Raw genomic sequence first — 21,366 nt, forward strand, 5'->3', positions numbered from 1 at the left:
CGCTAGTAGATAACTATAGGTGATTAAAGCCCGCAGTAATAAATTCGTTATCTTTCCAAACGACCGTGTTGTGGGTGGCCCCCATATCATCAGTCGCGGAAATCCGCAGGTCACACGCGCGCCGACCATCCCAAAGTGAGATCTGACACTCCCCGCGGTCAGAGGGAAAGTCAGAGTCAGCTGACGGCGACGAAGACGTGCGCAGCTACCTCGGGAGGCAGCTCCAGCGCTCCTTCAATGCCGGGAACGCGGACGGAGATGTACTCCCCCACCCGTTCCAAGGAGACAGTTGCGCCAGGACGAATTCCGCCTTCGTCGAGCTGGGTGAGGAGCTCGGGCTCAACCTGGATGGGTTCAGCAAGGCGGCTGACCACTACGCGTGAATCGGCAGCGTACCCGTCCATCGCATGCAGCAGGTTCACGTCCAAGCGGGCAAGGGGCTGGCTGGCGAGGCCGCCAAGCGCTTCCAAACCCGGGATGGGGTTGCCATACGGTGACTCGGTGGGGTGCTCCAACAACTCATAGAGCCGGCGTTCCACCCGTTCGCTCATGACATGCTCCCAGCGACATGCTTCGTCATGAACGTACGCCCAGTCCAGACCAATGACGTCGGCCAGGAGCCTCTCGGCAAGGCGGTGCTTCCGCATGACTTCGGTGGCCCGCTTGCGCCCGGCTTCGGTCAGCTCCAGGTGGCGGTCGTTGGACACAATCACCAGGCCATCGCGTTCCATGCGTCCAATGGTCTGGGAAACCGTGGGACCCGAGTGCCGCAGACGCTCCGCAATGCGTGCGCGAAGAGCCACGATGTTCTCTTCTTCAAGCTCCAAAATGGTCCGAAGATACATCTCAGTGGTATCGATCAGATCCGTCATCCAGCTCAGCTCTCCTCGAACGCATTTCTTGCGTAATCTCCACCGTACCGCGTCCCAGCCAAGGTGGACGGCGTGCAACCGACACCTCAGGAACGTCAACCCCAGCCTAGCTTATTTGGAATTACTCTGGATAATTTTTCCCCGCGCCGCGATGCCCGTGGTGGTCCGGCATTCCACGTGGCGGACTATGACAACCGCAGATTCCTGACGGCGGGTCCGGTCAGGCAGAATGAGGGAGTCGAAGGGGCAGCCGATGCCACCTGCCCACCTCCCCCTCTCTAACCGATACCCATTGGAGCCATACGTGAGCGACAACAGCATCACTATTCCCGCCGACCTGCTGCCCAAGGACGGACGCTTCGGCGCGGGACCGTCCAAGGTCCGCCCGGAACAGGTCCAGGCCCTGTCTGCCGCATCGACCACCATTCTTGGCACGTCACACCGTCAGGCGCCGGTCAAGAACCTGGTGGGTTCGGTCCGCGAAGGGCTCAGCCAGTTCTTCCGTGCACCTGAGGGCTACGAGGTTGTCCTCGGCGTCGGCGGTTCCACTGCTTTCTGGGATGTAGCGGCTTTTGGCCTGGTTGAGAAAAAGGCCCAGCACCTCTCCTTCGGTGAGTTCGGTTCCAAGTTTGCCGCGGCCACCAACAAAGCCCCGTTCCTGGATGAATCCTCCATCATCAAGTCCGAGCCCGGCACGCGGCCGGTCTCCCGGGCGGAGGCTGGCGTTGACGTCTATGCCTGGCCTCAGAACGAGACCTCAACTGGTGTTGCAGCCCCCGTGAAGCGCGTCGAGGGCGCCGACGCCGGTTCGCTCGTCCTGGTGGACGCTACTTCAGCAGCCGGCGGGCTGGACGTTGACGTCGCCGAATCGGATGTCTACTACTTCGCCCCGCAGAAGAACTTCGCCTCTGACGGCGGCCTGTGGCTGGGCCTGTTCTCCCCCGCGGCACTGGAGCGCGCTGCTCGGATCAAGGCCAGCGACCGCTGGATCCCGGACTTCCTGGACCTCCAGACCGCAATCGAGAACTCCAAACTGAACCAGACGTACAACACACCTTCACTGTCCACGCTGGTGACCTTGGACGCGCAGGTGCAGTGGCTCAATAGCAATGGTGGACTGGACTTCGCCAGCAAGCGCACAGCAGACTCTGCCAGCCGCATCTACTCCTGGGCTGAGGCTTCCGAGTACGCCACACCGTTCGTCGCCAAGGCTGAGGACCGCTCCAACGTCATCGCCACCATCGACTTCGATGACTCCATCGACGCGGCTGCAATCGCCAAGATCCTGCGTGCCAACGGCGTCGTGGACACCGAGCCGTACCGCAAGCTTGGGCGAAACCAGCTCCGCATTGCCACTTTCGTCGCTATCGAACCGGACGACGTCTCAGCCCTGCTCGCCAGCATCGACTACGTCGTGGGCGAACTCAAGAAATAGCTCTGAAGAAGTAACTGTCGCGGAATTCCGCGCAAGGCGGGAAACGGCGTCGTCAGGGTTCTTCCCGGACGGCGCCGCTGCCGTTAATCGCCTGGACGGGCGACGTCGTCGTCCTCTTCGTCGGCTGGCTCGGCTTCATCAGCTTCTTCGCCATCCTCCGCGTCGGGATCGGATGTTTCGGCGGCGTCGTCTTCATCTGCCTGCACGGATTCCTCGGACACTTCCTCAACCGTCTCCTCCACCAAGGGTGTCTCGTCTTCCGGGCGGACACGCTTTGCCCACGGGACCCATTCCGGGGCCAGGATGGAATCTTCAGAGGGCAAGAGGCCAAGCTCGCTGACTGTGACGGTCTTTGACCGGGAATTGCGCGTGATCACGGCGTACCACTTCCACCCGCCGTATCCCGCAAGCTTCGACTCGAACAAGTGCGTGACCACGCGGTCGCCCTCGGACTTTGCGCCTACGTGGGCACCCACCTCGCCCGGGTCGGAGATAGTCTCCACCGCTTCCCGCGCGACGTCGACGGCGGCAGCCAGGAACGCATCCGGTTTGCCAGTGCGCCACACGGGTAAGCCGGCCCGCGGCTTGGCTGCGACCGGCTTCCGCGCAGGGGTGTCGCTGTTTTCAGGGGCTTGCCCGTTGACAGGATTCCCCCCGGTGACAGGAACTGGGGCGACGGCAGTAACGGCCTCAGGGCTGGCCTGCGCGTCCCTTCCGGCCTGTGTATCCTGTGCGGATTCCGAAGTCATGGCAGTTCCTAGGCTTCCAGCTCGTCGGCAACCTTGCGCAGCGCCATACCGATCGCCTTGGCCTTGTTGCCTTCCGGGTACTTGCCGGACGACAAAGTACCGGACAAGTTATCCAGCACGGTCACGAGGTCCTGCACCAAAGGCGCCAGGTCCTTGGCGTTCATGCGCTTGGCCTTGGCGATGGAGGGCGTCTTGTCCAGGACCCGAAGGCCCAATGCCTGGGCACCGCGACGGCCATCGGCCACGCCAAATTCCACACGCGTACCGGCTTTGAGCTCGGTTACGCCTGCGGGCAGCGATGTCTTGGGCAGGAATACCTCCTGGCCGTCCTCAGCCGCGAGGAATCCGAAGCCTTTTTCCTTGTCATACCACTTGACCTTGCCGGTGGGCACGTAATCAACCTTCTTCGTTCTTGCTTTGGAGACACGTCGCGCCGCCACCGCATCCGCAGGGATGTGCGGGATCGAGGGAGACAGCACGGTCCGTGTTGGTCTGTTACTTCAAGGTTATCCTGCCGGACCACCTATTCATGCTTTGCCGCCGCTTTGCGGCGCCGTTGCTTCACGCTTTGCTTCACGCTTTGCTGCGCCTTTGCTGCACGGCTTGCTGCACCTTTCCTGCACCCTGCATGCACGCGGGCCGCGACGCAGGCTGCGATGCCGGCCAGCCAGTAGCCCACAGGCCTGGTTCGTGTGGCCCTGCTGCTAGCGTTAGGCGCATGACTTCCCCGGGTTACCGCCGCCCCCTCATGATCGTTGCCGCCATGATTGCCGTCCTCTCCTTGGCTGCTGTAGGCGCGGTCATCGCTATCGCCTTCAACGGTGGAGTGGCGCCGGTGTGGATCACGTCCACCGCCCTGTACGGACTGCCGGTTGCCTTCATGCTTGCCGTGGTCCTGGTGTTGGATGCCGTCCGTCAACGGCGCCGGCAATAGCGAATCAAGCGCCGTCAATCGCAAATCAGGGGCCGTCAATAGCAAATCAACCGGGGCGGCTTTGCCTTGGCCACGCACGAGTGGCCCGGTGGCGGTAACGTTGGATTGATGTCCCTTATTCGCGCGCTCAGCAAGGAACTGGAAGCGCGCAGCGATAACTCGCTGCGGGCCTTGTTTGCCGCGCGACCCGACTTGATTTCTCCCATGGCCCCGGACTTCGCTGCGCTGGCGGCCCGGGCAAGCGCCCGGGTCAGCGTGCAACGGGCGTTGGAGCGCCTGACGAAGCCTGAAATGCAGGTTCTGGAAACGCTCCATCTGTGCACGAATGCCGATACTGGCCACAGTGTTTCCGCTGCCGGGCTCAAGAAGGTCATTGCCGGTTCCACCCTCTCTGCGCTGGAACCGATTCTTGCCAAACTTCAGGAGTTGGCGCTGATCCACCGGGCAGATCCGCCGGCGGCATCAAATTCACAACCGAATTCCCGGCAACGGTTCTACCTTCCGGTTGGAAGCCTGAAGGACGTGATCGGTATCTATCCGGCCGGCCTGGGCCGAAGCTACACAGAACTGGTCAGGTTGCAGCCGGCCTTTGCCCAACGCGTGGTTCAACTTGTAGCCGAGCTCCATCACTGCGGCCTGGACATCCACCCCGCCAGCACCCCCATGGACGCCGCATTGTCCTTGCAGCGGTGGACCTCAAGTCCGGAGAACGTGCGCGCCATTCTGGCCACGGCGCCCGAAAGGACCGTCGGCTTGCTGGACAAGTTCGGCAGTTGGGCCATGGGCGCGGTCCCCCAAGCTCAGCGGCGGGCCTCCGTGACCCACGAAAGCGCCGACGTCGGGCCTGTCGACTGGCTGCTGGCCCGCGGCCTGCTGGTTCCTTTGGATGCCGGCCACGTCGAATTGCCGCACAGTGTCGGCATCGCACTGCGCGGTGGTGCGATCGTTGACGACTTCAGCCTGAGCCCTCCGGTTCCGGAACTGGGCCACACGAGTGCCGCCCTCCGGCGCAACGCCGCCATGGGCGCGATCGCCGAGACACTGCGGCTCACCAGCGAGGTGCTGTTCGCGGTCCGTGAGCAGCCATTGGCAACCCTCCGGAGCGGCGGCGTAGGCGTGCGTGAGCTGCGACGCCTTGCAGAATCCATCCGGTGCGGCGTCCACGAAACTGCCCTCCTGCTGGAGTTCTGCGCGCTGGCCGGCCTTGTGCGGCTGGACGTTGACAGTTCCACGTGGATCCAGCCGCCATCGTTGGAATGGCTCTCCCTGCCGCGGCAGGAACAGTGGCTCTGGCTGGTGAATGCCTGGTTGGCCAGCGAGCGGGCACCTTCCATGGTGGGGCAGCCCCTCCCGGGAGCGACGTCCGGTTCGCCATCCCATCCAGGTTCCGCCGGCAGCACCATCAATCCATTGTCCGCGGAGGCTCAAAGACCGGACGCTCCTGTGGTCCGGCGCAGGATCCTGGAGATCCTCAATGAACTGACGGTGGAGGCGGCCGCTCCGGATGGCAAAGCACCTGTCCTTGACGCGCGCGCGGTGCTGCAACGCGCGGAATGGACGCAGCCCCGGATGTCCCGCCGGTTCAGCTCCCTGGTGAGGGGGATCCTGGAAGAAGCCACCTTGTTGGGGTTGATGGGGTCCGGGGCCTTCACGCAGTTGGGGTCTGCCATCGCGCTGGGCCATCCGGAAGAGGCGATGACCCTCCTCGGTGAACACCTGCCCGCCGCGGTCAACCACATCCTCCTCCAGGCCGACCTCACAGCCGTAGCGCCCGGTTATCTCGCGCCCGAACTCAGCGAAACGCTGCTGCTCATGGCCGACGCCGAAGGCCAGGGCCCGGCGTCGATCTACCGTTTTTCCACGGCAACCATCCGCAGGGCCCTCGACGCCGGCCAGGATGCGGAATCGCTGTTGACGTTCCTCCGCGAGCATTCAGCCACGGACGTGCCGCAACCGCTCGCATACCTGGTGCAGGACACAGCGTCCCGACACGGACGTTTGCGGATTGGTTCCAGTGCCAGCTTCATCCAAAGCGACGACGAATCCGCCATCACTGACCTGCTGCAGGAGGCCCGCACGTCTGCACTGAGCCTGGTTCGGATCGCCCCCACCGTCCTGACATCCTCTGCCAGCCCCAAAGAGACTGCACGTGTGCTGCGCGAGCTGGGACTGTCCCCTGCCGTCCAGGACGCGGAACCCGCCGTCGTGCGCTTTAGACGGACAGCGGCAGTGCCTGGCAGCGCGCGTCCGGTCTATACGGCACCGCGGACGGCCCCACCGGACGACGACGTCGAAGCCCAGCTTTCGGTCTTGCGGCAGCACCGTGGCGTCCCGGCCGATGCGACAGGCGAAGCCTCCACGCAGCTCGGCCTCGAAACGCTGCAGAAGGCCATCCGGCTCAAACAGGCCGTCACCATGAACGTGGTGGACAGCCTGGGGAATGCCAACACCGAAACCGTGGTTCCTGTCTCCGTCTCCGGTGGCCGCGTCAGGGTCTTCGATCCTGGCAAGGAAACAGAACGTGTGCTGTCCATCCATCGGATCATCGATGTAGAACCCGCAGGAGAGCTGCGCAAGTGAGGATTCAAGAGTGACCGACGGTCCACTGATAGTACAAAGCGACAAAACCATCCTGCTGGAAGTCGATCACGAGCTCGCTACAGAAGCCAGGCACGCCATTGCGGCATTTGCTGAACTTGAGCGCGCTCCCGAGCATATGCACAGCTACCGGCTGACGCCCCTTGGGCTCTGGAACGCCCGAGCCGCAGGACTCGACGCCGAGCAAGTGTTGGATACGCTGCTGAAGTACTCCCGCTTCCCGGTCCCGCATGCATTGTTGATCGATATCGAAGAGACCATGTCCCGCTATGGCAGGCTCCGCCTCGAAAAGGATCCACAGCACGGTCTGGTGATGCGTACTGACGACTACCCCGTGCTGGAGGAAGTCATCCGCGCCAAGAAGATCGCCCCACTCCTTGGGCCCAGGATCGATGGCGAGACTGTGGTGGTTCACTCCTCGCAGCGAGGTCAGCTCAAGCAGCTGCTCCTCAAGTTGGGATGGCCGGCCGAGGACCTTGCCGGGTACGTCAATGGGCAGCCGCACCTGATCATGCTCGATGAAACAGGCTGGCAGTTGCGCCCTTACCAGAAGTTGGCCACGGAGAACTTCTGGGCCGGCGGCAGCGGCGTCGTTGTTCTTCCTTGTGGTGCGGGAAAGACCCTGGTGGGCGCGGCAGCGATGGCGACGTCCTCCACTACAACGCTGATCCTGGTTACCAACACGGTTTCGGCACGTCAGTGGAAGGACGAGCTGCTCAAGCGAACGTCCTTGACCGAAGATGAAATCGGCGAGTATTCCGGTGCGGTCAAGGAAGTCAGGCCAGTCACCATCGCCACATATCAGGTGCTCACCACCAAGCGCGGTGGACTTTACCCGCACCTTGAACTCGTCGACGGTCATGACTGGGGCCTGATCATCTATGACGAGGTGCACTTGTTGCCCGCACCGATCTTCCGGATGACGGCGGACCTGCAGGCCCGGCGGAGGCTCGGACTGACGGCTACGCTGGTGCGCGAGGATGGCAGGGAAGGCGAAGTCTTCAGCCTGATTGGACCCAAGCGCTACGACGCTCCATGGAAGGACATCGAAGCGCAGGGCTACATCGCACCGGCGGATTGCGTTGAGGTCCGCGTGGACCTACCCCGCGACGAGCGCGTGGCGTACGCCATGGCCGATGACGCCGACAAATACCGGTTGTGCGCAACCTCCGAGACGAAGACCCAATTGGTTGAGCAGCTCGTCGCGGCGCACAAGGGTGATCAACTGCTGGTCATCGGCCAGTACATCGACCAACTGGACGAGATCGCTGAGCGGCTGGATGCTCCCCTGATCAAGGGCGAAACCAGCGTCAAAGCCCGGCAGAAACTCTTTGATGCCTTTCGCAAGGGCGAGATCCAGACGCTCGTGGTGTCCAAAGTTGCCAACTTCTCCATCGACCTCCCTGAGGCTTCAGTCGCCATCCAGGTTTCGGGTTCCTTCGGGTCCCGCCAGGAGGAGGCCCAACGCCTGGGACGCCTTCTGAGGCCCAAGCAAGACGGCCGTTCGGCCCGGTTCTACTCCCTTGTGGCCCGCGATACTTTGGATCAGGACTTCGCCGCCAAGCGCCAGCGTTTCCTGGCTGAACAGGGATATGCCTACCGGATCATGGACGCCAAGGACGTGGGCAAGGACGCTGCAACAGACGAATAGTCGTTAAGGCATTGCTATTTATCTCCAGCAATTTTAGGATTCCAAGTGAAGCTCTCCGCCCTTTAGAGTTGCCCTTGGTCCAGGCAGCCCGGCGGCCAGTCGTCGGCAGTGGGGGTAGCCCGCAGCCAGGGTGCCGGCGATTCGAAGGCCTTGAAGAATCTGTGATTTTTTTACCAGAGGATTCCCTATGCGTAAGACCCTCCTGGTCCTGGCGGCGATCATCCTGCTATCAGGGCTTGCCCAGCTCTTTTTCGCCGGCTACTTCCATTTCCAAAACACCATTGAAGCCCAGCGCGAAGCGGGCGTTTATCACGTAATGAACGGCCAATTCGTGCTGCGCTATTCGGCGCTGTTGGCTGTGATTATCGCGGCTATTGCCAAGGCCGGCGCCCGGACCATCTGGCTTGCCGCCGGCATCTTCCTCATGACGTGGGTCCAGCTGTTCATCTTCATCATCGGCGGCATGCTCACTGGCTCGTCGGAGGATTTCATCACGCCCTCCGGCTCGTGGGTGGCTTCCATCCACCCCATCACAGGACTGCTGATCATCTTCATGTCCTACTGGTTGTTCAGACGCGCCCGCGCGCTTGCACTCAATCCCCAACCCCTACCACCCAAGGCAGCAGCATCGGATGCTTCCGCCTCGTCCACTACGGCCTGATCAGCGGCGGCTGTGAATATCTCACAGCTACTTGCCGTCGACTTGGTGCTGGCCATCCTCGCCGCCGGCGCCTGGATTGCCGCCGCCTGGATGGTCATTTCTTCAACAGCTGACAGGGGGCCAGCCAAGCCACGCGTTGTCGACTTGGCGCTTCTTCTGCTGGGCTTAGCCGTTGTTGTGACGGCAACGCGCTATGCCTTGCTCCCCGCTTTGGTGGCCGGCAGTTGGTGGTTTGCCAGCGAACGCACAACCATCAGCCTGCCCTTGACTGCCATCCCCGCGGCTTGGGCCGCGATGGCCGGTGTTCCGTACTTGCTGAGGAGGCGGAACACCGGCTCACCACGTTCGCGGGAGCTACCCGGACGCGTTGGCCGAACCCACGAATGGGCGGTTCTCTCCATGGTGTCGGCCGCAGCATCGGCAATTGCCTCACTTGCCCTGATCTTCGTCCTCGGCCCATTCCCCGCCCCGTGGACGCTGGCGATTCTCTTCTTCCTGGTTGCAGGGACCGTGATGCTGGCCAGGCTGGCTCTGTTCCCTCCGTTCCAGCGTCCGCCCGCTCCTCCCGCTCCTCCCGCTCCTCCCGCTCCTCCCGGGGGCAGCGTCTCACCCGGCCGGGGCCGCGTGCTTCGCAGGCGCACGACGGCGGCTGCTGCAGTTGCCGGACTCATGGCCTGCACCGCTCTGGGCTCGGGAGTCTTTGCCTGGCTGGGTAGCCGGTCCGCCGATGGCGCGGTGATCGCGGCCGCCGTCGGTCATCACCGAGGTGTGACCACTGCACCAGTGGTGGCCCCAACTCCGGTAACCAGCTTGGTGGGAGACATCCCTGACAATGCCGTGGTCCGGCACTACGAACTCACTGCCCGCACGGAACACATCACCTTGCCCTCCGGGGAGTCCACCGATGCCTGGACTTTTGGCAGTCTCCCCGGGCCCGGCATTGAGGCCCAACTGGGCGAGGTCATGGAAGTTGAGCTTAAGAACCAGGACGTGAGCGCTGGCGTGACTCTGCACTGGCACGGTTACGACGTCCCCAACGCCATGGACGGCGTGGCCGGGGCAACACAGGACGCCGTCATGCCCGGGCAGTCCATGACCTACCGCTTCCTTGCTGCCCAAGCCGGCACATATTGGTACCACACTCACCAGGATGCAGCCGAAGGTGTCCGCAAGGGCCTCTACGGCACATTCGTCGTGCACAACCCCACACTGCCTCGCGCGGATACAGACATTGTGGTGGCGGGACACGACCTCGGCGGTCTGGGGTTGCTGGGCTCCTCAGACCGTAGCAGCGTGCATGCGGCCGTCCCGGGCTCGAGCGTTCGGGTGCGCCTCATCAACACTGATTCCCTGCCACAGCGTTACCTTTTGGACGGAACGGTGTTCAAGGTTGCGGCCGTGGACGGAACGGAGGTGAACCAGCCCCAGGAGGTCACAGGGAAGCTATTGCGGCTTGGAGCCGGAGGAAGGATGGACGTCACCTTCACCATGCCCGAATCCGAGGTGACGCTGCGCTCTGACTCGGCGGCCAGCGCTGTCGTCGTGATCGCCCCGTCCAGCCCGGATGGGGTGAATGCAGATGCTGCCAGGGGCGATGCCGCAGCGAAAGCAGCCGACGTCCCTGGGAAGCGCAGGATGTCCCGGAGAAGACGCCCAATGTCCCCGAAAAAGCACAGGCAGGCGTCTTTGCGACGACGCCCGTGCTGGACCTCTTGGACTATGGCGAACCTGTGGCTGGCACACCGGCACCCGCAGAAAATGTCCGGGAGGAAGTGCTGGTGTTGGACCGGCAATTCCGCTTTGTTGACGGAATTCCGCGCTACGCATTTACGGTGAACGGCGCTTCCTATCCCCTGGTGCCATCCATTGAGGTGGCGGAGGGTGACACCTTGAAATTGACGATCGTCAACCGCACCGCGGAGCCGCATCCCATGCATCCCCACGGACACCACGTTCAAGTACTCAGCAGGAACGGCGTGGCCCCGACTGGATCGCCGCTGATCCTTGACACAGTGGACGTGCTGCCGGGCGAAGTATGGGAGTTACTGCTTCACGCGGACAATCCGGGCATCTGGATGGATCACTGCCACAACCTGGACCATGCTGCAGAGGGAATGATGATGATGCTGAAGTACGAAGGCGTGTCCTCTGACTTCGTACACGGTGGCCATTCCCACAACCGGCCTGAATAGGACGGCTGGTGGGCGGACGTCTTTCGGCTAGACGTGCTCAGGCCACCATCCGGCTGGCGTGCTGGATTGCAACGTGATCCACCACTGCCCAGCAATCGGCGTCATGGAGCTGTGCGCTGGCGAAGCGCTCGGCTGATGCCAGGTCCGGAAATTCCTCGCGCCGGATGTGGCCCGAGTCTGTATCCAGGTACGTCACGTGGAACTCGACGTCCGCGGCTTTTTCATTGTGATGAATGCTGATGGGGGCTGCTTCTTTTGCCATGTTTCCAGTGTGGAATGGGGCACTGACATTTTTAGGAGCATCCGTGGGCGTGTTGCCTGGAGGAAGCGCAGGCAGCAAAGAGGGACACGAACGAACACCCCGGACGTTCCGGGACTAGGGCGTCAGAAGGTATTCGGCAGAGACTTCCCTCACCGTGGAGCTAAGGACGTCGAGCACCCTTGACGCCGTCTTCCAGCGCTGCCAGTAGAGCGGAACATCAAAGGGACGCTCGGGGGCAAGTTCAATCAAGCGCCCGTCGGCAATGTCCGGCCCGCATTGAACTTCCGGAATCAGTCCCCAGCCCAAGCCCAGGCGAATGGCATCGCCGAAGTCTTGCGACGCTGGCACGTAGTGTCGCGGCCCCTTCTGTTGGGTATTTGAAGCATCCGGCCACGATTCCACGAAAGCCCACTGATAGGTGTCCTTTCTGTCGAAATCCACGGCCGGTGCCATGTTGAGCTTGCCTCCGTCCACCCCATCTGCGAACCAACGATCCACAAAGGCTGGAGCTGCCACTGCCCGGTAACGCATGACTCCGAGGCTCTCCACACGGCAGCCCTGCACCGGATCCGGTGTGGCCGTGACTGCAGCCATGACGGTCCCCGAACGCAGCATCGAGGTGGAGTGTTGTTCGTCGTCGCGGTGCAGGTCAAAGGTGATGTTGAGATCGCTGGGCACACGGGCAAGTGCTTGCAGGAACCAGACCGCCAGCGAGTCAGCATTCACCACGATTGGCACAGCCAGCTGCGGACCGTCCGTGCCCAAACCCAACTCGACGCCTGCATCCGCTTCCAACTGGGCCACTTGGCGGGCGAGTCGAAGGACCACTTCGCCTGCTTCGGTGGCCTGCGTGGGATTACTCCGCTGAAGCAGGACCCTTCCCGACGATTGCTCAAGCGCCTTCAAGCGCTGGGACACTGCCGACGGCGTGATGTGCAACCGGCGCGCTGCCGCATCCAACGTGCCTTCCGAAAGTACGGTGGCGAACGTTACCAACTGCTCAGAGGGAAACTGTGACATAAGAAAATCTTACGGTACGTCAAAAACATTAGCTGCCCTAAATGTCATGGGAACCATAGTTTTGAAGAGTGATTTTCTCTGACATCTTCAACTCTGCAGGCCTCGGCCTCGCCACCGGTCTCGGCCTTATCATTGCCATCGGCGCCCAAAACGCCTTCGTTCTCCGGCAAGGAATCCTCGGCAAACACATAGGCCCGGTTGTAGCGGTTTGCGCCCTTTCAGATGCCCTCCTTATCGCCGCCGGCGTGCTCGGCACGGGTGCACTGATCGCGGCCGCTCCTGCCGCCGTCGTGGTTCTGCGCTTTGTGGGGGCGGCATTCCTGGTGACTTATGGGGTACTTGCGGCTCGTCGTGCCCTACGCCCGCAGGTGCTCGTTTCTTCGGATCCGGCCTCCTCCGGTGGCGAAGCCAAACGTGGCCTCGCCGCGGTCCTCACCACCGTACTGGCGCTGACGTGGCTCAACCCGCACGTCTACTTGGACATCGCACTGATTGGTTCGCTCGCCAGCGCCCAAGGCACTGCTTTGCAATGGTGGTTCGGCGCCGGCGCGATGCTGGGAAGCATCCTCTGGTTCTGCTCCTTGGGCTTCGGTGCCAAATTCCTGCGCGGTTTCTTCGCCCGGCCTAAGTCGTGGCGAATCCTGGACGGTGGGATCGCCGTAACCATGGGAGCCCTCGGCGCAGGGCTCGCCCTGGGGGCCTGAGGCGGCACGCAGTCTCCTCACATCAAGCATCCAGATAACTCACAGAAACTGGGAGCATCATGGGTGTCATGAAAAAGAACGGCCCCGAAGCCAAGCTCCTTGTCGTCGACGACGAACCCAACATCCGCGAGCTGCTCTCCACGTCCCTGCGGTTTGCAGGTTTCGAGGTCGTTGCCGCATCCAACGGTCGCGAAGCCCTGGCTGCCGCGGACCTTCATGCACCCGACCTCGCAGTCCTGGACGTCATGCTGCCGGACATGGACGGCTTCACAGTGACGCGCCGCCTCCGGGCCGCTGGCAAGCATTTCCCCGTCCTGTTTCTCACGGCGAAGGACGACACCGAGGACAAGGTCACTGGCCTCACCGTGGGTGGCGACGACTACGTCACCAAGCCGTTCAGCCTCGACGAAGTAGTGGCCCGCATCCGCGCCGTACTGCGCCGGACGCAGCCCCTTGAGGATGACGATGCCGTGATCCGGGTGGACGACCTCGAACTCGACGACGACGCCCATGAGGTCCGACGCGGCGGCACGGTCATTGAGCTGTCCCCCACCGAGTTCAAGCTCCTGCGCTACCTCATGCTGAACCCCAACCGCGTTCTCTCCAAGGCACAGATCCTGGACCACGTGTGGGAATACGACTTCAACGGCGACGCCTCCATCGTTGAGTCGTACATCTCCTATCTACGCCGCAAGGTGGACATCGACCCCGATGCCGCAGCCCTGATCCAAACCAAGCGCGGAGTGGGCTACGTGCTGCGAACGGCAGAGAAGCGCTGACCTTGCTGCAACGCTGGAAATCGGCGTCCCTGAGGTCGCAGCTCGTCGCCATCATCATGGGACTGCTCCTCCTCGCGCTGGCCGCGACGGGCGCCGGCACGCTGACGCTCGTCAAGAGCTACCTGCAAGGCCAGGTGGACGACAAACTCAAGGCCGCCGTCGCACTGGCCCAGGACCAGCAGTCATTCGACAAGCTGTCCGAGCCGAACCCTGCGGTACCCACGGACTACTCGCTGACCCTGTACGTTCCGGGGCTTTCGCCGTACCCCTTCGGCGGCATGCAAGGCGACCGTCCGGCGATCGCGAACATCACTCCTGCCGAGGCCAAGGCACGTGGCAATGCCCCATTCCAAGTCAGTGGCACCGCCGGTAGCAACTGGCGTGTCGTCGCCGTCGGCGTCGTGGCCAACGGGCAGAACGGCGTGGTGATTATCGGCCTGCCGCTGACGCCCGTGGACAAAGTCATGGAACACGCCGTACTGGTGGTGGTGGGCGTTGGCCTGCTGACCCTGGTCTTGGCGTTCTTCATCGCTACATGGACTGTGGCACGATCCTTCAGGCCTCTGGCCCGGGTGGAGAAGACAGCAGCAGCCATTGCCGCAGGGGACCTCTCCCGACGCGTGGAAATCGACAACCCCCATACAGAGGTGGGGCGGCTTGGCGCTTCGCTGAACGCAATGTTGGCCCACATTGAGGCATCCTTTGCGGCGCGCGCCGCTTCTGAAGCCCGAATGCGCCGCTTCGCTGCGGATGCTTCCCACGAACTCCGGACTCCCTTGGTCACCATTCGGGGTTTCTCCGAGCTTTACCGCCACGGCGCGCTGGCTACCCCCGAAGACGTCGCCACAGCCATGGGCAGAATCGAAAGCGAAGCCAAGCGGATGGGTTCTATGGTGGAGGACCTGCTCCTCTTGGCCCGGCTGGACGAGCAGCGGCCGTTGCAGCTCAAGCCGGTGGACCTTCAGTTGTTGGCGCACGACGCCGTGGTAGATACCAAAGCCTCATCCGGCAACCGGAACATCACGCTCATCGGGCTCGACGGATCATCGCCCACCCCAGCCCCGGTCCAGGGGGATGAGGCCAAGCTCCGGCAGGTTATCGGTAACCTGGTGGGCAACGCCTTGCGCTACACGCCAGAGGGCACCCCCATAGAACTCGCAGTTGGTGTTCGGACCAGTCCTGAAGGCGCGTTTTCGGTCATCGAAATACGGGATCACGGCGCCGGCATTCCTGAGGCTGAGACCAACAAGATCTTTGAACGCTTCTATCGTGCCGATACCTCCCGCACCCGCGAGACCGGCGGCAGTGGCCTCGGACTGGCCATTGTGGCTGCCATCGTTGGCTCGCATGGGGGCAGCGTCCGGGCGAAAGAGACCGACGGCGGCGGCGCAACTTTGGTGGTCAGCCTCCCGTTCCGCGAGGAGCCCGCTGAGTTGATATCCAAGTAACGCTGGTGTCCCCGATGGCCGGCGTTATCCATCTGAGGGCTGGTCAACGGAGCTGTTATCCACATAGCGACGAATGGTTGTTCCCCGGCGGGAGGCGGCTGCCTAGGCTCGATGTTGTGGCCACGCACACCGCCGCGACCCGCGGAACATCATCGTCGAAAGGCATCACACATGAGCGTCATTTCCGTCGACACAGAGCTACTTCAGCTCAAGTCGTCCAACGTCAAAGCAACCGTTGATCGCATCAGCACGGACGTGCAAGCCATGAAACAAGGACTGGATGAGCTTCAAGCCACCTGGAGAGGCTCAGCCGCCACCAACTTCCAGTCGCTTGTCCTTGAATGGTCCCTGACGCAAAACAAAGTCGAGGCATCACTGGCTTCCATCAACATGGCTTTAGCCTCGGCCGCAGCAAGCTACCTCGAAGTGGAGCAGGGCAACACCCAGCGGTTCGCCTACTAGGGAGTCCATGCTCCACAAGAACGCCAGAGGTCCAGCTACCTACGACTGCTTCACATAAGCTCCTGCGGGGCCGGCTGTCTTCCCCCTGTGCAGCCGCCCCGCAGGTCATCAAAGCCCGTTGCTTCCTGCGTTGTGCTTCCAGTTGGGTCAGTTTTCGGGGGTGCCCTGGTGGAATCGGAGCCGCCACTGGCCTCGGTCCAGAAGCCAAACGGAACTGCGGAGGGCCGAACCTGAATGCGCGAAACTGCGGTAGTTCAGCAGGATAGTGTTCTCACTCAGGCGATCGGCACTAAGAACTTCCAGCTCAATCGGTTCGCCAGGGTCCTCCTCAAGGGCCACCATCATGGCGTCCCGGGTCCGAAAACCGGCCGGAGCTGCCAATCTCGGCAAAGTCGGGATGAAGCAATACTCCAATCCTGCCGATGTCACTGCGCACATCGGGGCGCAGGAGCTCGCGCTCCAAGGCAACCACGATTTCCTCTGCGGGCAATTCCTGAGCGGATGCCTCCTCGTCCAATTCACTGAAAAGATCCGGTTGACCGAAGATACCCGACTCCCCAAACAACGTGGGCTCGGAATGGGATTGGAAGCTGCGCCCGGCTCTGGCCGGGGGAACTGAAGCGGTGGTGGGAACTGAGGCGGTTGTGGGAACTGGGCGGGTACTCGTAATGCTGCCGGTGCCCGCGGTAGCAGGAACCGGCACGGCCAAGCCCAGGCCTGAGCCCGTAAACCCCGGCCCGCTTGGAGCTGCTGTCCCCTGCTGAAAGGCGGTGGCTACGGCGCGTGCGCGCTCGTCCGCTGCCTCGTTGAGGTCGTGGCCGGCGTGCCCCTTGACCCATTCAAAAGTGTATTTGCGCCCCACGATTGCTTGGTCGATGTCTTTGAGGAGGTCAACGTTCAGGACGGGCTTTCCGTCAGCCTTGCGCCAGCCCTTCCGCTTCCACCCGGGCATCCACTTAGTGATGCAGTTGATGACGTACTGGCTGTCGCAAAGGATCAGCAGTTCTTCTTGCGGTACGTGGGCAGTGGAGCGGAACAGGTCCAGGACAGCCATGAGCTCGCCCATGTTGTTGGTGCCGTGGGGCCAACCTCCTGCGCGCCAACAGGAGTCGTCAACATACCAGGCCCAACCGGCCGGCCCAGGATTGCCGAGAGCAGAGCCATCGGCGGCAGCAATAATCGTCATGCCTTCAATCCTGCCAGACCACACAGACACTGAAAGCGTGCCAGCACCCAGTAAGTACCAGCACATGTCGTTCTGAGCACTCAGAACGGCCTGATCTGCTACTCACATGGGCGGCACAGCAAGACGGCGGCCCCCACCAAATGGTGAGGACCGCCGTCGTTTGCTCTGAAGCGTGACGCTACAGCTTAGGAGGCTTAGAAGCCGCCCATGCCGCCCATGTCGTCGCCGCCGGCAGCCGGAGCGTTCTTCTCAGGCTTGTCGGCAACTACAGCTTCGGTGGTCAGGAAGAGACCAGCGATGGAAGCAGCGTTCTGGAGAGCGGAGCGGGTGACCTTTACGGGGTCGTTGACGCCGGCAGCCAGCAGGTCTTCGTAGACACCCGTGGCAGCGTTCAGGCCGTGGCCGGAAGGCAGGCCGCGAACCTTGTCGGCAACAACGCCCGGCTCGAGGCCAGCGTTGAAGGCGATCTGCTTCAGCGGAGCGTCGATGGCAACCTTGACGATGTTGGCGCCGGTTGCTTCGTCACCCTGCAGGTTCAGGTTGGCGAATGCCTTGGCACCAGCCTGGATGAGGGCAACGCCACCACCGGCTACGATGCCTTCTTCAACAGCAGCCTTGGCGTTGCGGACTGCGTCCTCAATGCGGTGCTTGCGTTCCTTGAGCTCAACTTCGGTTGCGGCACCGGCCTTGATGACTGCAACGCCGCCGGCCAGCTTGGCCAGGCGTTCCTGCAGCTTCTCGCGGTCGTAGTCGGAATCGGAGTTCTCGATCTCGGCGCGGATCTGGGCAACACGGCCCGCGATCTGCTCGGCGTCGCCGGCACCTTCAACGATGGTGGTCTCGTCCTTGGTAACAACAACCTTGCGGGCGGTTCCGAGGAGTTCCAGGCCAGCGTTCTCCAGCTTGAGGCCAACTTCTTCCGAGATGACCTGGCCACCGGTGAGGATGGCGATGTCGGCGAGCTGTGCCTTGCGGCGGTCACCGAAGCCCGGAGCCTTGACGGCTACAGACTTGAAGGTGCCACGGATCTTGTTGACGATCAGGGTGGCCAGGGCCTCGCCCTCGATGTCTTCAGCGATGATCAGCAGCGGCTTGTTGGACTGCATGACCTTCTCCAGAACCGTGACGAGTTCCTTCACGTTGGAGATCTTGGAGTTCACGATCAGGATGTACGGGTCTTCGAGGACCGTTTCCTGGCGCTCAGCGTCGGTGACGAAGTAAGCGGAGATGTAACCCTTGTCGAAGCGCATGCCTTCGGTGAGTTCGAGCTCCAGGCCGAAGGTGTTGGACTCCTCGACCGTGATGACGCCTTCCTTGCCCACCTTGTCCAGGGCTTCGGCGATCAGGCTGCCGATTTCCGGGTCACCGGCGGAGATGGAAGCCGTGGCTGCGATCTCTTCCTTGGTTTCGATTTCCTTGGCAGAGGCGAGCAGTTCTTTGATGACTGCCTCAACAGCCTTCTCGATACCGCGCTTCAGGGACAGGGGGTCGGCGCCGGCGGCAACGTTGCGCAGGCCTTCCTTGACCAGTGCCTGGGCGAGAACCGTAGCGGTGGCGGTACCGTCGCCAGCGACGTCATCCGTCTTCTTGGCAACTTCCTTGACCAGCTCAGCGCCGATCTTCTCGTAAGGGTCGTCCAGCTCGATCTCCTTGGCGATGGAAACACCATCGTTGGTGATCGTGGGGGCGCCCCACTTCTTTTCGAGGACGACGTTGCGTCCACGCGGGCCGAGGGTGACCTTGACGGCGTCGGCGAGGATGTTCAGGCCCCGCTCGAGGCCGCGGCGTGCCTCTTCATCAAATGCAATGATCTTGGCCATAACGGCGGTAGTCCTTTCGGGACAGTCGTTAAGAAGGAACCTGTCAGATGGGGTGCCCGCGACGGACGATCCTTTGCTTGCGGCCTCTGTATGCCCCGCGCTCCGGACCTCACCCCACCAAGGTGTTTCTTGATCCTCCTGGCGTTCCGAGAGCCATCCGCCCCCGGCGTAAACCGGGCCGCAGTTAGCAGTCGAAGCGTAGGAGTGCTAAATCAATAATTAGGCAACTCGACCGGGGAGAGTGCAAAGCAGAAGCGCCACTTTGCGCTATAAACAAAGGGGTTTCAGCCGTTAGCTGACGCGACCGGGATAAGGACTATGCAACGCGGACGCTTTCCGCCTGCGGACCCTTCTGGCCTTCGCCTAATTCGAACTCCACCCGCTGGCCTTCCTCGAGGGCACGGAAGCCTTCCATCTGAATAGCGGACCAGTGCACGAAGACGTCGTCGCCGGAGTCATCCACAGTGATGAAGCCGTACCCTTTTTCGGCATTGAACCATTTGACGGTTCCCAAAGCCATGATGCCCACACTTTCACAGTAGCCAAGACCGGTTGCCGGGATCTCCGGACCGGAATCAATCCACTGTAACCACAGTCACTATCCGCGCGCTGCTGCCGAGGGGCCCACCATGACTTTTGTTATTGAGGCTTAACCGAGTTGCGGCTTTCGGGGCTGAAACCTACTGAAAAACTGCCGAAATTCAGCGAAATTACTGGTAGCCAGGTCCCACAACAACAACCAGTGGCTGCTGTATTTCAGGAGATTCAATTACCGCGCTGATACCGAGGAGCTTGCCCAGCGCTTCTGCGTTCGTCTTCTGCCCGGGAACGTTGTAGAAGACCACGGACGACTGCTGCGGCAGGCCACCCCAGTTCCCCACAGTTCCCAGCGTCCAGCCATCGCCTTGGACCAGCCCTGCCACACGGCTGGCGAGGCCAGCCGTACCCGTGCCGTTGTAGACGGCAACAGCAACGGTCTTGTCCACGGGCGCTGAAGAAGGAGTTGCGGAAGGTTCGCCCGAAGGTGTGGTCCCCGGGCTCGGTTCACCGGAAGCGATGGGGGCGTTGCTTGATTCGGTAGCTGCAGCAGAGGGGGAGGTTTCGCTCTGCTGGGGCGCCGGCGTCGAAACGCTCGTGGACGCACCGGGGGCCACCAGGCCAAGCCGCGGAAGTATCAGGAAAGCGACGAGTCCCAGCACCAGGGCTACGGCTCCTACGGTCAAGACCGGCCACAGATTGGGGCGGACTGTCTCTTGGGCGTCACGGTGCACCCCCTGCCGGGAGCTGTTCTGTGGGACCCGGTCGAATTCATCCTTGGCAAATTTGGTCATGGTGAAGCCTTGTCCTTGCTGGTTGCTGCTGACTATCAGCCGGGCGATTTACGCGTCGGACCCCAAACGGCGCGCTGTCCGCGCACGTTGGCGCGACGTACGTAGTCTACGCAATCTCTTCACAAGCATGGGATCGTGGGCCAACGCATCTTCGGTATCGATAAGTGCGTTCAGGATCTGGTAATAGTGCGTGGCGGAGAGATTGAAGAGCTCACGGATCGCCTGTTCCTTGGCGCCCGCGTACTTCCACCATTGCCGTTCCAAGGCCAACATTTGCTGATCACGGTCACTTAAAGGTGAGTCTTTGCGGGTTTCGGCCGCCAGGTCTTCAAGTGCCAAACCGGTAGACTGCGGCGCCATTGGTTCCGGTGCTGGTTCTGCCACGGCACACTCCTTGACGCTGGTTGGGGGAAAATGTCCTACCCCCATGTTACGGGCGAATAACAACGCTGTCATTCGCACCGCCGATGCCATGGAGGAGACAATGACAGGGTGACTGGTGAGGATGCACTGTTTGACCTGGAACCCGCCGGCGTTGCCGATCGGGGCTTCGACGAGCTTGTTGACCAACCCTTGGAAGAGCTGATGGCCGCGGACTGGGCGGACGCGTTGCGACCCGTGGAAGGCCAACTCCGTGAAGCTTTGGCCTTTGTTGCGGGTCAGGCTGCCCAAGGGATCCACGTCCTTCCTGCAGCTACGAACCTCCTCCGGGCCTTCCGCCGACCACTGGCTGACGTCAAAGTACTCATCCTTGGCCAGGATCCGTACCCAACCCCGGGACACGCCGTCGGGCTTTCCTTTGCCGTCTCGCGGCACACGAGGCCGATCCCCCGAAGCCTGGCAAATATCTATCGTGAACTCCACGACGACCTCGGGCTCCCGCCGCGCATCCATGGCGACCTCACAGCATGGACGGACCAAGGCGTCCTCCTGCTGAACAGGGTCCTTAGTGTCGCAGCAGGAAACGCCGGCTCACACCGCGGCAAAGGCTGGGAGGCAATCACGACGGCGGCCGTCAGTGCGGTTGCGCATCGCACGGACGGTGCAGGGCACCGGAGTCCCCTGGTAGCGATTCTGTGGGGGAAGGACGCCGAAGCGGTCATGCCGCTGCTGGATGGCACACCGGCAATCACTTCGGTGCACCCCAGTCCCCTCTCGGCATCCCGTGGGTTCTTTGGTTCCAAGCCGTTCAGCCGAACCAACCAACTGTTGTCGGCGCAGGGCGCAGAGCCCGTCAATTGGGAACTACCCATCTTGTAACC

Annotated in this window: 22 protein-coding genes; 12 read left to right on the forward strand and 10 right to left on the reverse strand. The window is 62.2% G+C overall.

Features of this window, described 5'->3' with window-relative positions; genetic code table 11:
• Nucleotides 1–176: 176 nt before the first annotated feature.
• On the reverse strand, nucleotides 177–872 hold the full coding sequence (locus ACTAQJ_RS11785) for an iron-dependent transcriptional repressor DtxR (RefSeq protein WP_498696314.1): 696 nt from the start codon (nucleotides 870–872) through the stop codon (nucleotides 177–179).
• 304 nt (nucleotides 873–1,176) lie between these two features.
• Between ACTAQJ_RS11785 and serC the strand changes: the two genes are divergently transcribed.
• Nucleotides 1,177–2,307 carry a phosphoserine transaminase gene (gene serC, locus ACTAQJ_RS11790; protein ID WP_498696316.1) on the forward strand — a complete coding sequence of 377 codons (1,131 nt, stop codon included), beginning with the start codon at nucleotides 1,177–1,179 and terminating at the stop codon, nucleotides 2,305–2,307.
• Between the two features lie 83 nt (nucleotides 2,308–2,390).
• Here the strand turns inward: serC and ACTAQJ_RS11795 are convergent, their stop codons facing one another.
• A complete protein-coding gene (locus tag ACTAQJ_RS11795) occupies nucleotides 2,391–3,056 on the reverse strand; it encodes a DUF3027 domain-containing protein (RefSeq protein WP_498696318.1) in 666 nt (221 codons plus the stop codon).
• A gap of 8 nt (nucleotides 3,057–3,064) precedes the next feature.
• A complete protein-coding gene (locus tag ACTAQJ_RS11800) occupies nucleotides 3,065–3,448 on the reverse strand; it encodes a cold-shock protein (RefSeq protein ID WP_216926040.1) in 384 nt (127 codons plus the stop codon).
• A 326-nt stretch (nucleotides 3,449–3,774) separates the two neighbouring features.
• Here ACTAQJ_RS11800 and ACTAQJ_RS11805 point away from each other — a divergent pair, with 326 nt between their 5' ends.
• From ACTAQJ_RS11805 to ACTAQJ_RS11830, 6 genes are all read left to right on the forward strand, one after another.
• Entirely contained in the window at nucleotides 3,775–3,990 is a 216-nt protein-coding gene (locus ACTAQJ_RS11805; protein WP_498696320.1) for a hypothetical protein, read from the forward strand.
• 108 nt (nucleotides 3,991–4,098) lie between these two features.
• Nucleotides 4,099–6,570, forward strand: a complete 2,472-nt coding sequence (locus ACTAQJ_RS11810; protein WP_431118567.1) for a helicase-associated domain-containing protein — start codon at nucleotides 4,099–4,101, stop codon at nucleotides 6,568–6,570.
• 10 nt (nucleotides 6,571–6,580) lie between these two features.
• Nucleotides 6,581–8,239, forward strand: a complete 1,659-nt coding sequence (locus tag ACTAQJ_RS11815) for a DNA repair helicase XPB (RefSeq protein ID WP_431118566.1) — start codon at nucleotides 6,581–6,583, stop codon at nucleotides 8,237–8,239.
• Between the two features lie 187 nt (nucleotides 8,240–8,426).
• Nucleotides 8,427–8,900: a hypothetical protein gene (locus ACTAQJ_RS11820; RefSeq protein WP_431118565.1), complete on the forward strand. Its 474-nt coding sequence runs from the start codon at nucleotides 8,427–8,429 to the stop codon at nucleotides 8,898–8,900.
• A 12-nt stretch (nucleotides 8,901–8,912) separates the two neighbouring features.
• A complete protein-coding gene (locus ACTAQJ_RS11825) occupies nucleotides 8,913–10,736 on the forward strand; it encodes a multicopper oxidase family protein (RefSeq protein ID WP_498696322.1) in 1,824 nt (607 codons plus the stop codon).
• Entirely contained in the window at nucleotides 10,733–11,092 is a 360-nt protein-coding gene (locus ACTAQJ_RS11830; protein WP_498696324.1) for a multicopper oxidase domain-containing protein, read from the forward strand. Before ACTAQJ_RS11825 ends, ACTAQJ_RS11830 begins: the two co-directional genes overlap by 4 nt.
• 37 nt (nucleotides 11,093–11,129) lie before the next feature.
• Here the strand turns inward: ACTAQJ_RS11830 and ACTAQJ_RS11835 are convergent, their stop codons facing one another.
• Both ACTAQJ_RS11835 and ACTAQJ_RS11840 read right to left on the reverse strand, forming a co-directional pair.
• On the reverse strand, nucleotides 11,130–11,354 hold the full coding sequence (locus tag ACTAQJ_RS11835) for a hypothetical protein (protein WP_477515944.1): 225 nt from the start codon (nucleotides 11,352–11,354) through the stop codon (nucleotides 11,130–11,132).
• A 114-nt stretch (nucleotides 11,355–11,468) separates the two neighbouring features.
• A complete protein-coding gene (locus ACTAQJ_RS11840) occupies nucleotides 11,469–12,374 on the reverse strand; it encodes a LysR family transcriptional regulator ArgP (RefSeq protein WP_498696326.1) in 906 nt (301 codons plus the stop codon).
• Between the two features lie 68 nt (nucleotides 12,375–12,442).
• On the opposite strand from ACTAQJ_RS11840, the gene ACTAQJ_RS11845 reads away from it, so the two are divergent.
• The 4 genes from ACTAQJ_RS11845 to ACTAQJ_RS11860 all read left to right on the forward strand — a co-directional run bounded on the left by ACTAQJ_RS11845 (nucleotide 12,443) and on the right by ACTAQJ_RS11860 (nucleotide 15,767).
• The gene (locus tag ACTAQJ_RS11845; protein WP_498696330.1) at nucleotides 12,443–13,078 is read left to right on the forward strand and encodes a LysE/ArgO family amino acid transporter; all 636 of its coding nucleotides are present in this window, start codon (nucleotides 12,443–12,445) and stop codon (nucleotides 13,076–13,078) included.
• Nucleotides 13,079–13,146: 68 nt separating this feature from the next.
• On the forward strand, nucleotides 13,147–13,857 hold the full coding sequence (locus ACTAQJ_RS11850; protein WP_026543233.1) for a response regulator transcription factor: 711 nt from the start codon (nucleotides 13,147–13,149) through the stop codon (nucleotides 13,855–13,857).
• A 2-nt stretch (nucleotides 13,858–13,859) separates the two neighbouring features.
• Complete coding sequence (locus ACTAQJ_RS11855; RefSeq protein WP_498696333.1) at nucleotides 13,860–15,305, forward strand: sensor histidine kinase; 1,446 nt, start codon at nucleotides 13,860–13,862, stop codon at nucleotides 15,303–15,305.
• Nucleotides 15,306–15,476: 171 nt separating this feature from the next.
• Nucleotides 15,477–15,767, forward strand: a complete 291-nt coding sequence (locus tag ACTAQJ_RS11860) for a WXG100 family type VII secretion target (protein WP_498696336.1) — start codon at nucleotides 15,477–15,479, stop codon at nucleotides 15,765–15,767.
• Between the two features lie 328 nt (nucleotides 15,768–16,095).
• On the opposite strand, the gene ACTAQJ_RS11865 is transcribed toward ACTAQJ_RS11860, so the two are convergent.
• From ACTAQJ_RS11865 to ACTAQJ_RS11885, 5 genes are all read right to left on the reverse strand, one after another.
• Nucleotides 16,096–16,953: an RNase H family protein gene (locus ACTAQJ_RS11865; RefSeq protein ID WP_498696339.1), complete on the reverse strand. Its 858-nt coding sequence runs from the start codon at nucleotides 16,951–16,953 to the stop codon at nucleotides 16,096–16,098.
• 194 nt (nucleotides 16,954–17,147) lie between these two features.
• Nucleotides 17,148–18,773, reverse strand: a complete 1,626-nt coding sequence (groL, locus tag ACTAQJ_RS11870) for a chaperonin GroEL (RefSeq protein ID WP_498696342.1) — start codon at nucleotides 18,771–18,773, stop codon at nucleotides 17,148–17,150.
• A gap of 316 nt (nucleotides 18,774–19,089) precedes the next feature.
• The gene (locus ACTAQJ_RS11875) at nucleotides 19,090–19,293 is read right to left on the reverse strand and encodes a cold-shock protein (RefSeq protein ID WP_216926027.1); all 204 of its coding nucleotides are present in this window, start codon (nucleotides 19,291–19,293) and stop codon (nucleotides 19,090–19,092) included.
• A 190-nt stretch (nucleotides 19,294–19,483) separates the two neighbouring features.
• Complete coding sequence (locus tag ACTAQJ_RS11880; protein ID WP_498696344.1) at nucleotides 19,484–20,104, reverse strand: LytR C-terminal domain-containing protein; 621 nt, start codon at nucleotides 20,102–20,104, stop codon at nucleotides 19,484–19,486.
• Nucleotides 20,105–20,152: 48 nt separating this feature from the next.
• The gene (locus tag ACTAQJ_RS11885) at nucleotides 20,153–20,488 is read right to left on the reverse strand and encodes a DUF3263 domain-containing protein (RefSeq protein ID WP_431118552.1); all 336 of its coding nucleotides are present in this window, start codon (nucleotides 20,486–20,488) and stop codon (nucleotides 20,153–20,155) included.
• 108 nt (nucleotides 20,489–20,596) lie between these two features.
• Here ACTAQJ_RS11885 and ACTAQJ_RS11890 point away from each other — a divergent pair, with 108 nt between their 5' ends.
• A complete protein-coding gene (locus tag ACTAQJ_RS11890) occupies nucleotides 20,597–21,364 on the forward strand; it encodes a uracil-DNA glycosylase (RefSeq protein ID WP_431118551.1) in 768 nt (255 codons plus the stop codon).
• Nucleotides 21,365–21,366 lie beyond the last annotated feature (2 nt).

The sequence above is a fragment of the Arthrobacter sp. alpha11c genome (assembly GCF_054149985.1).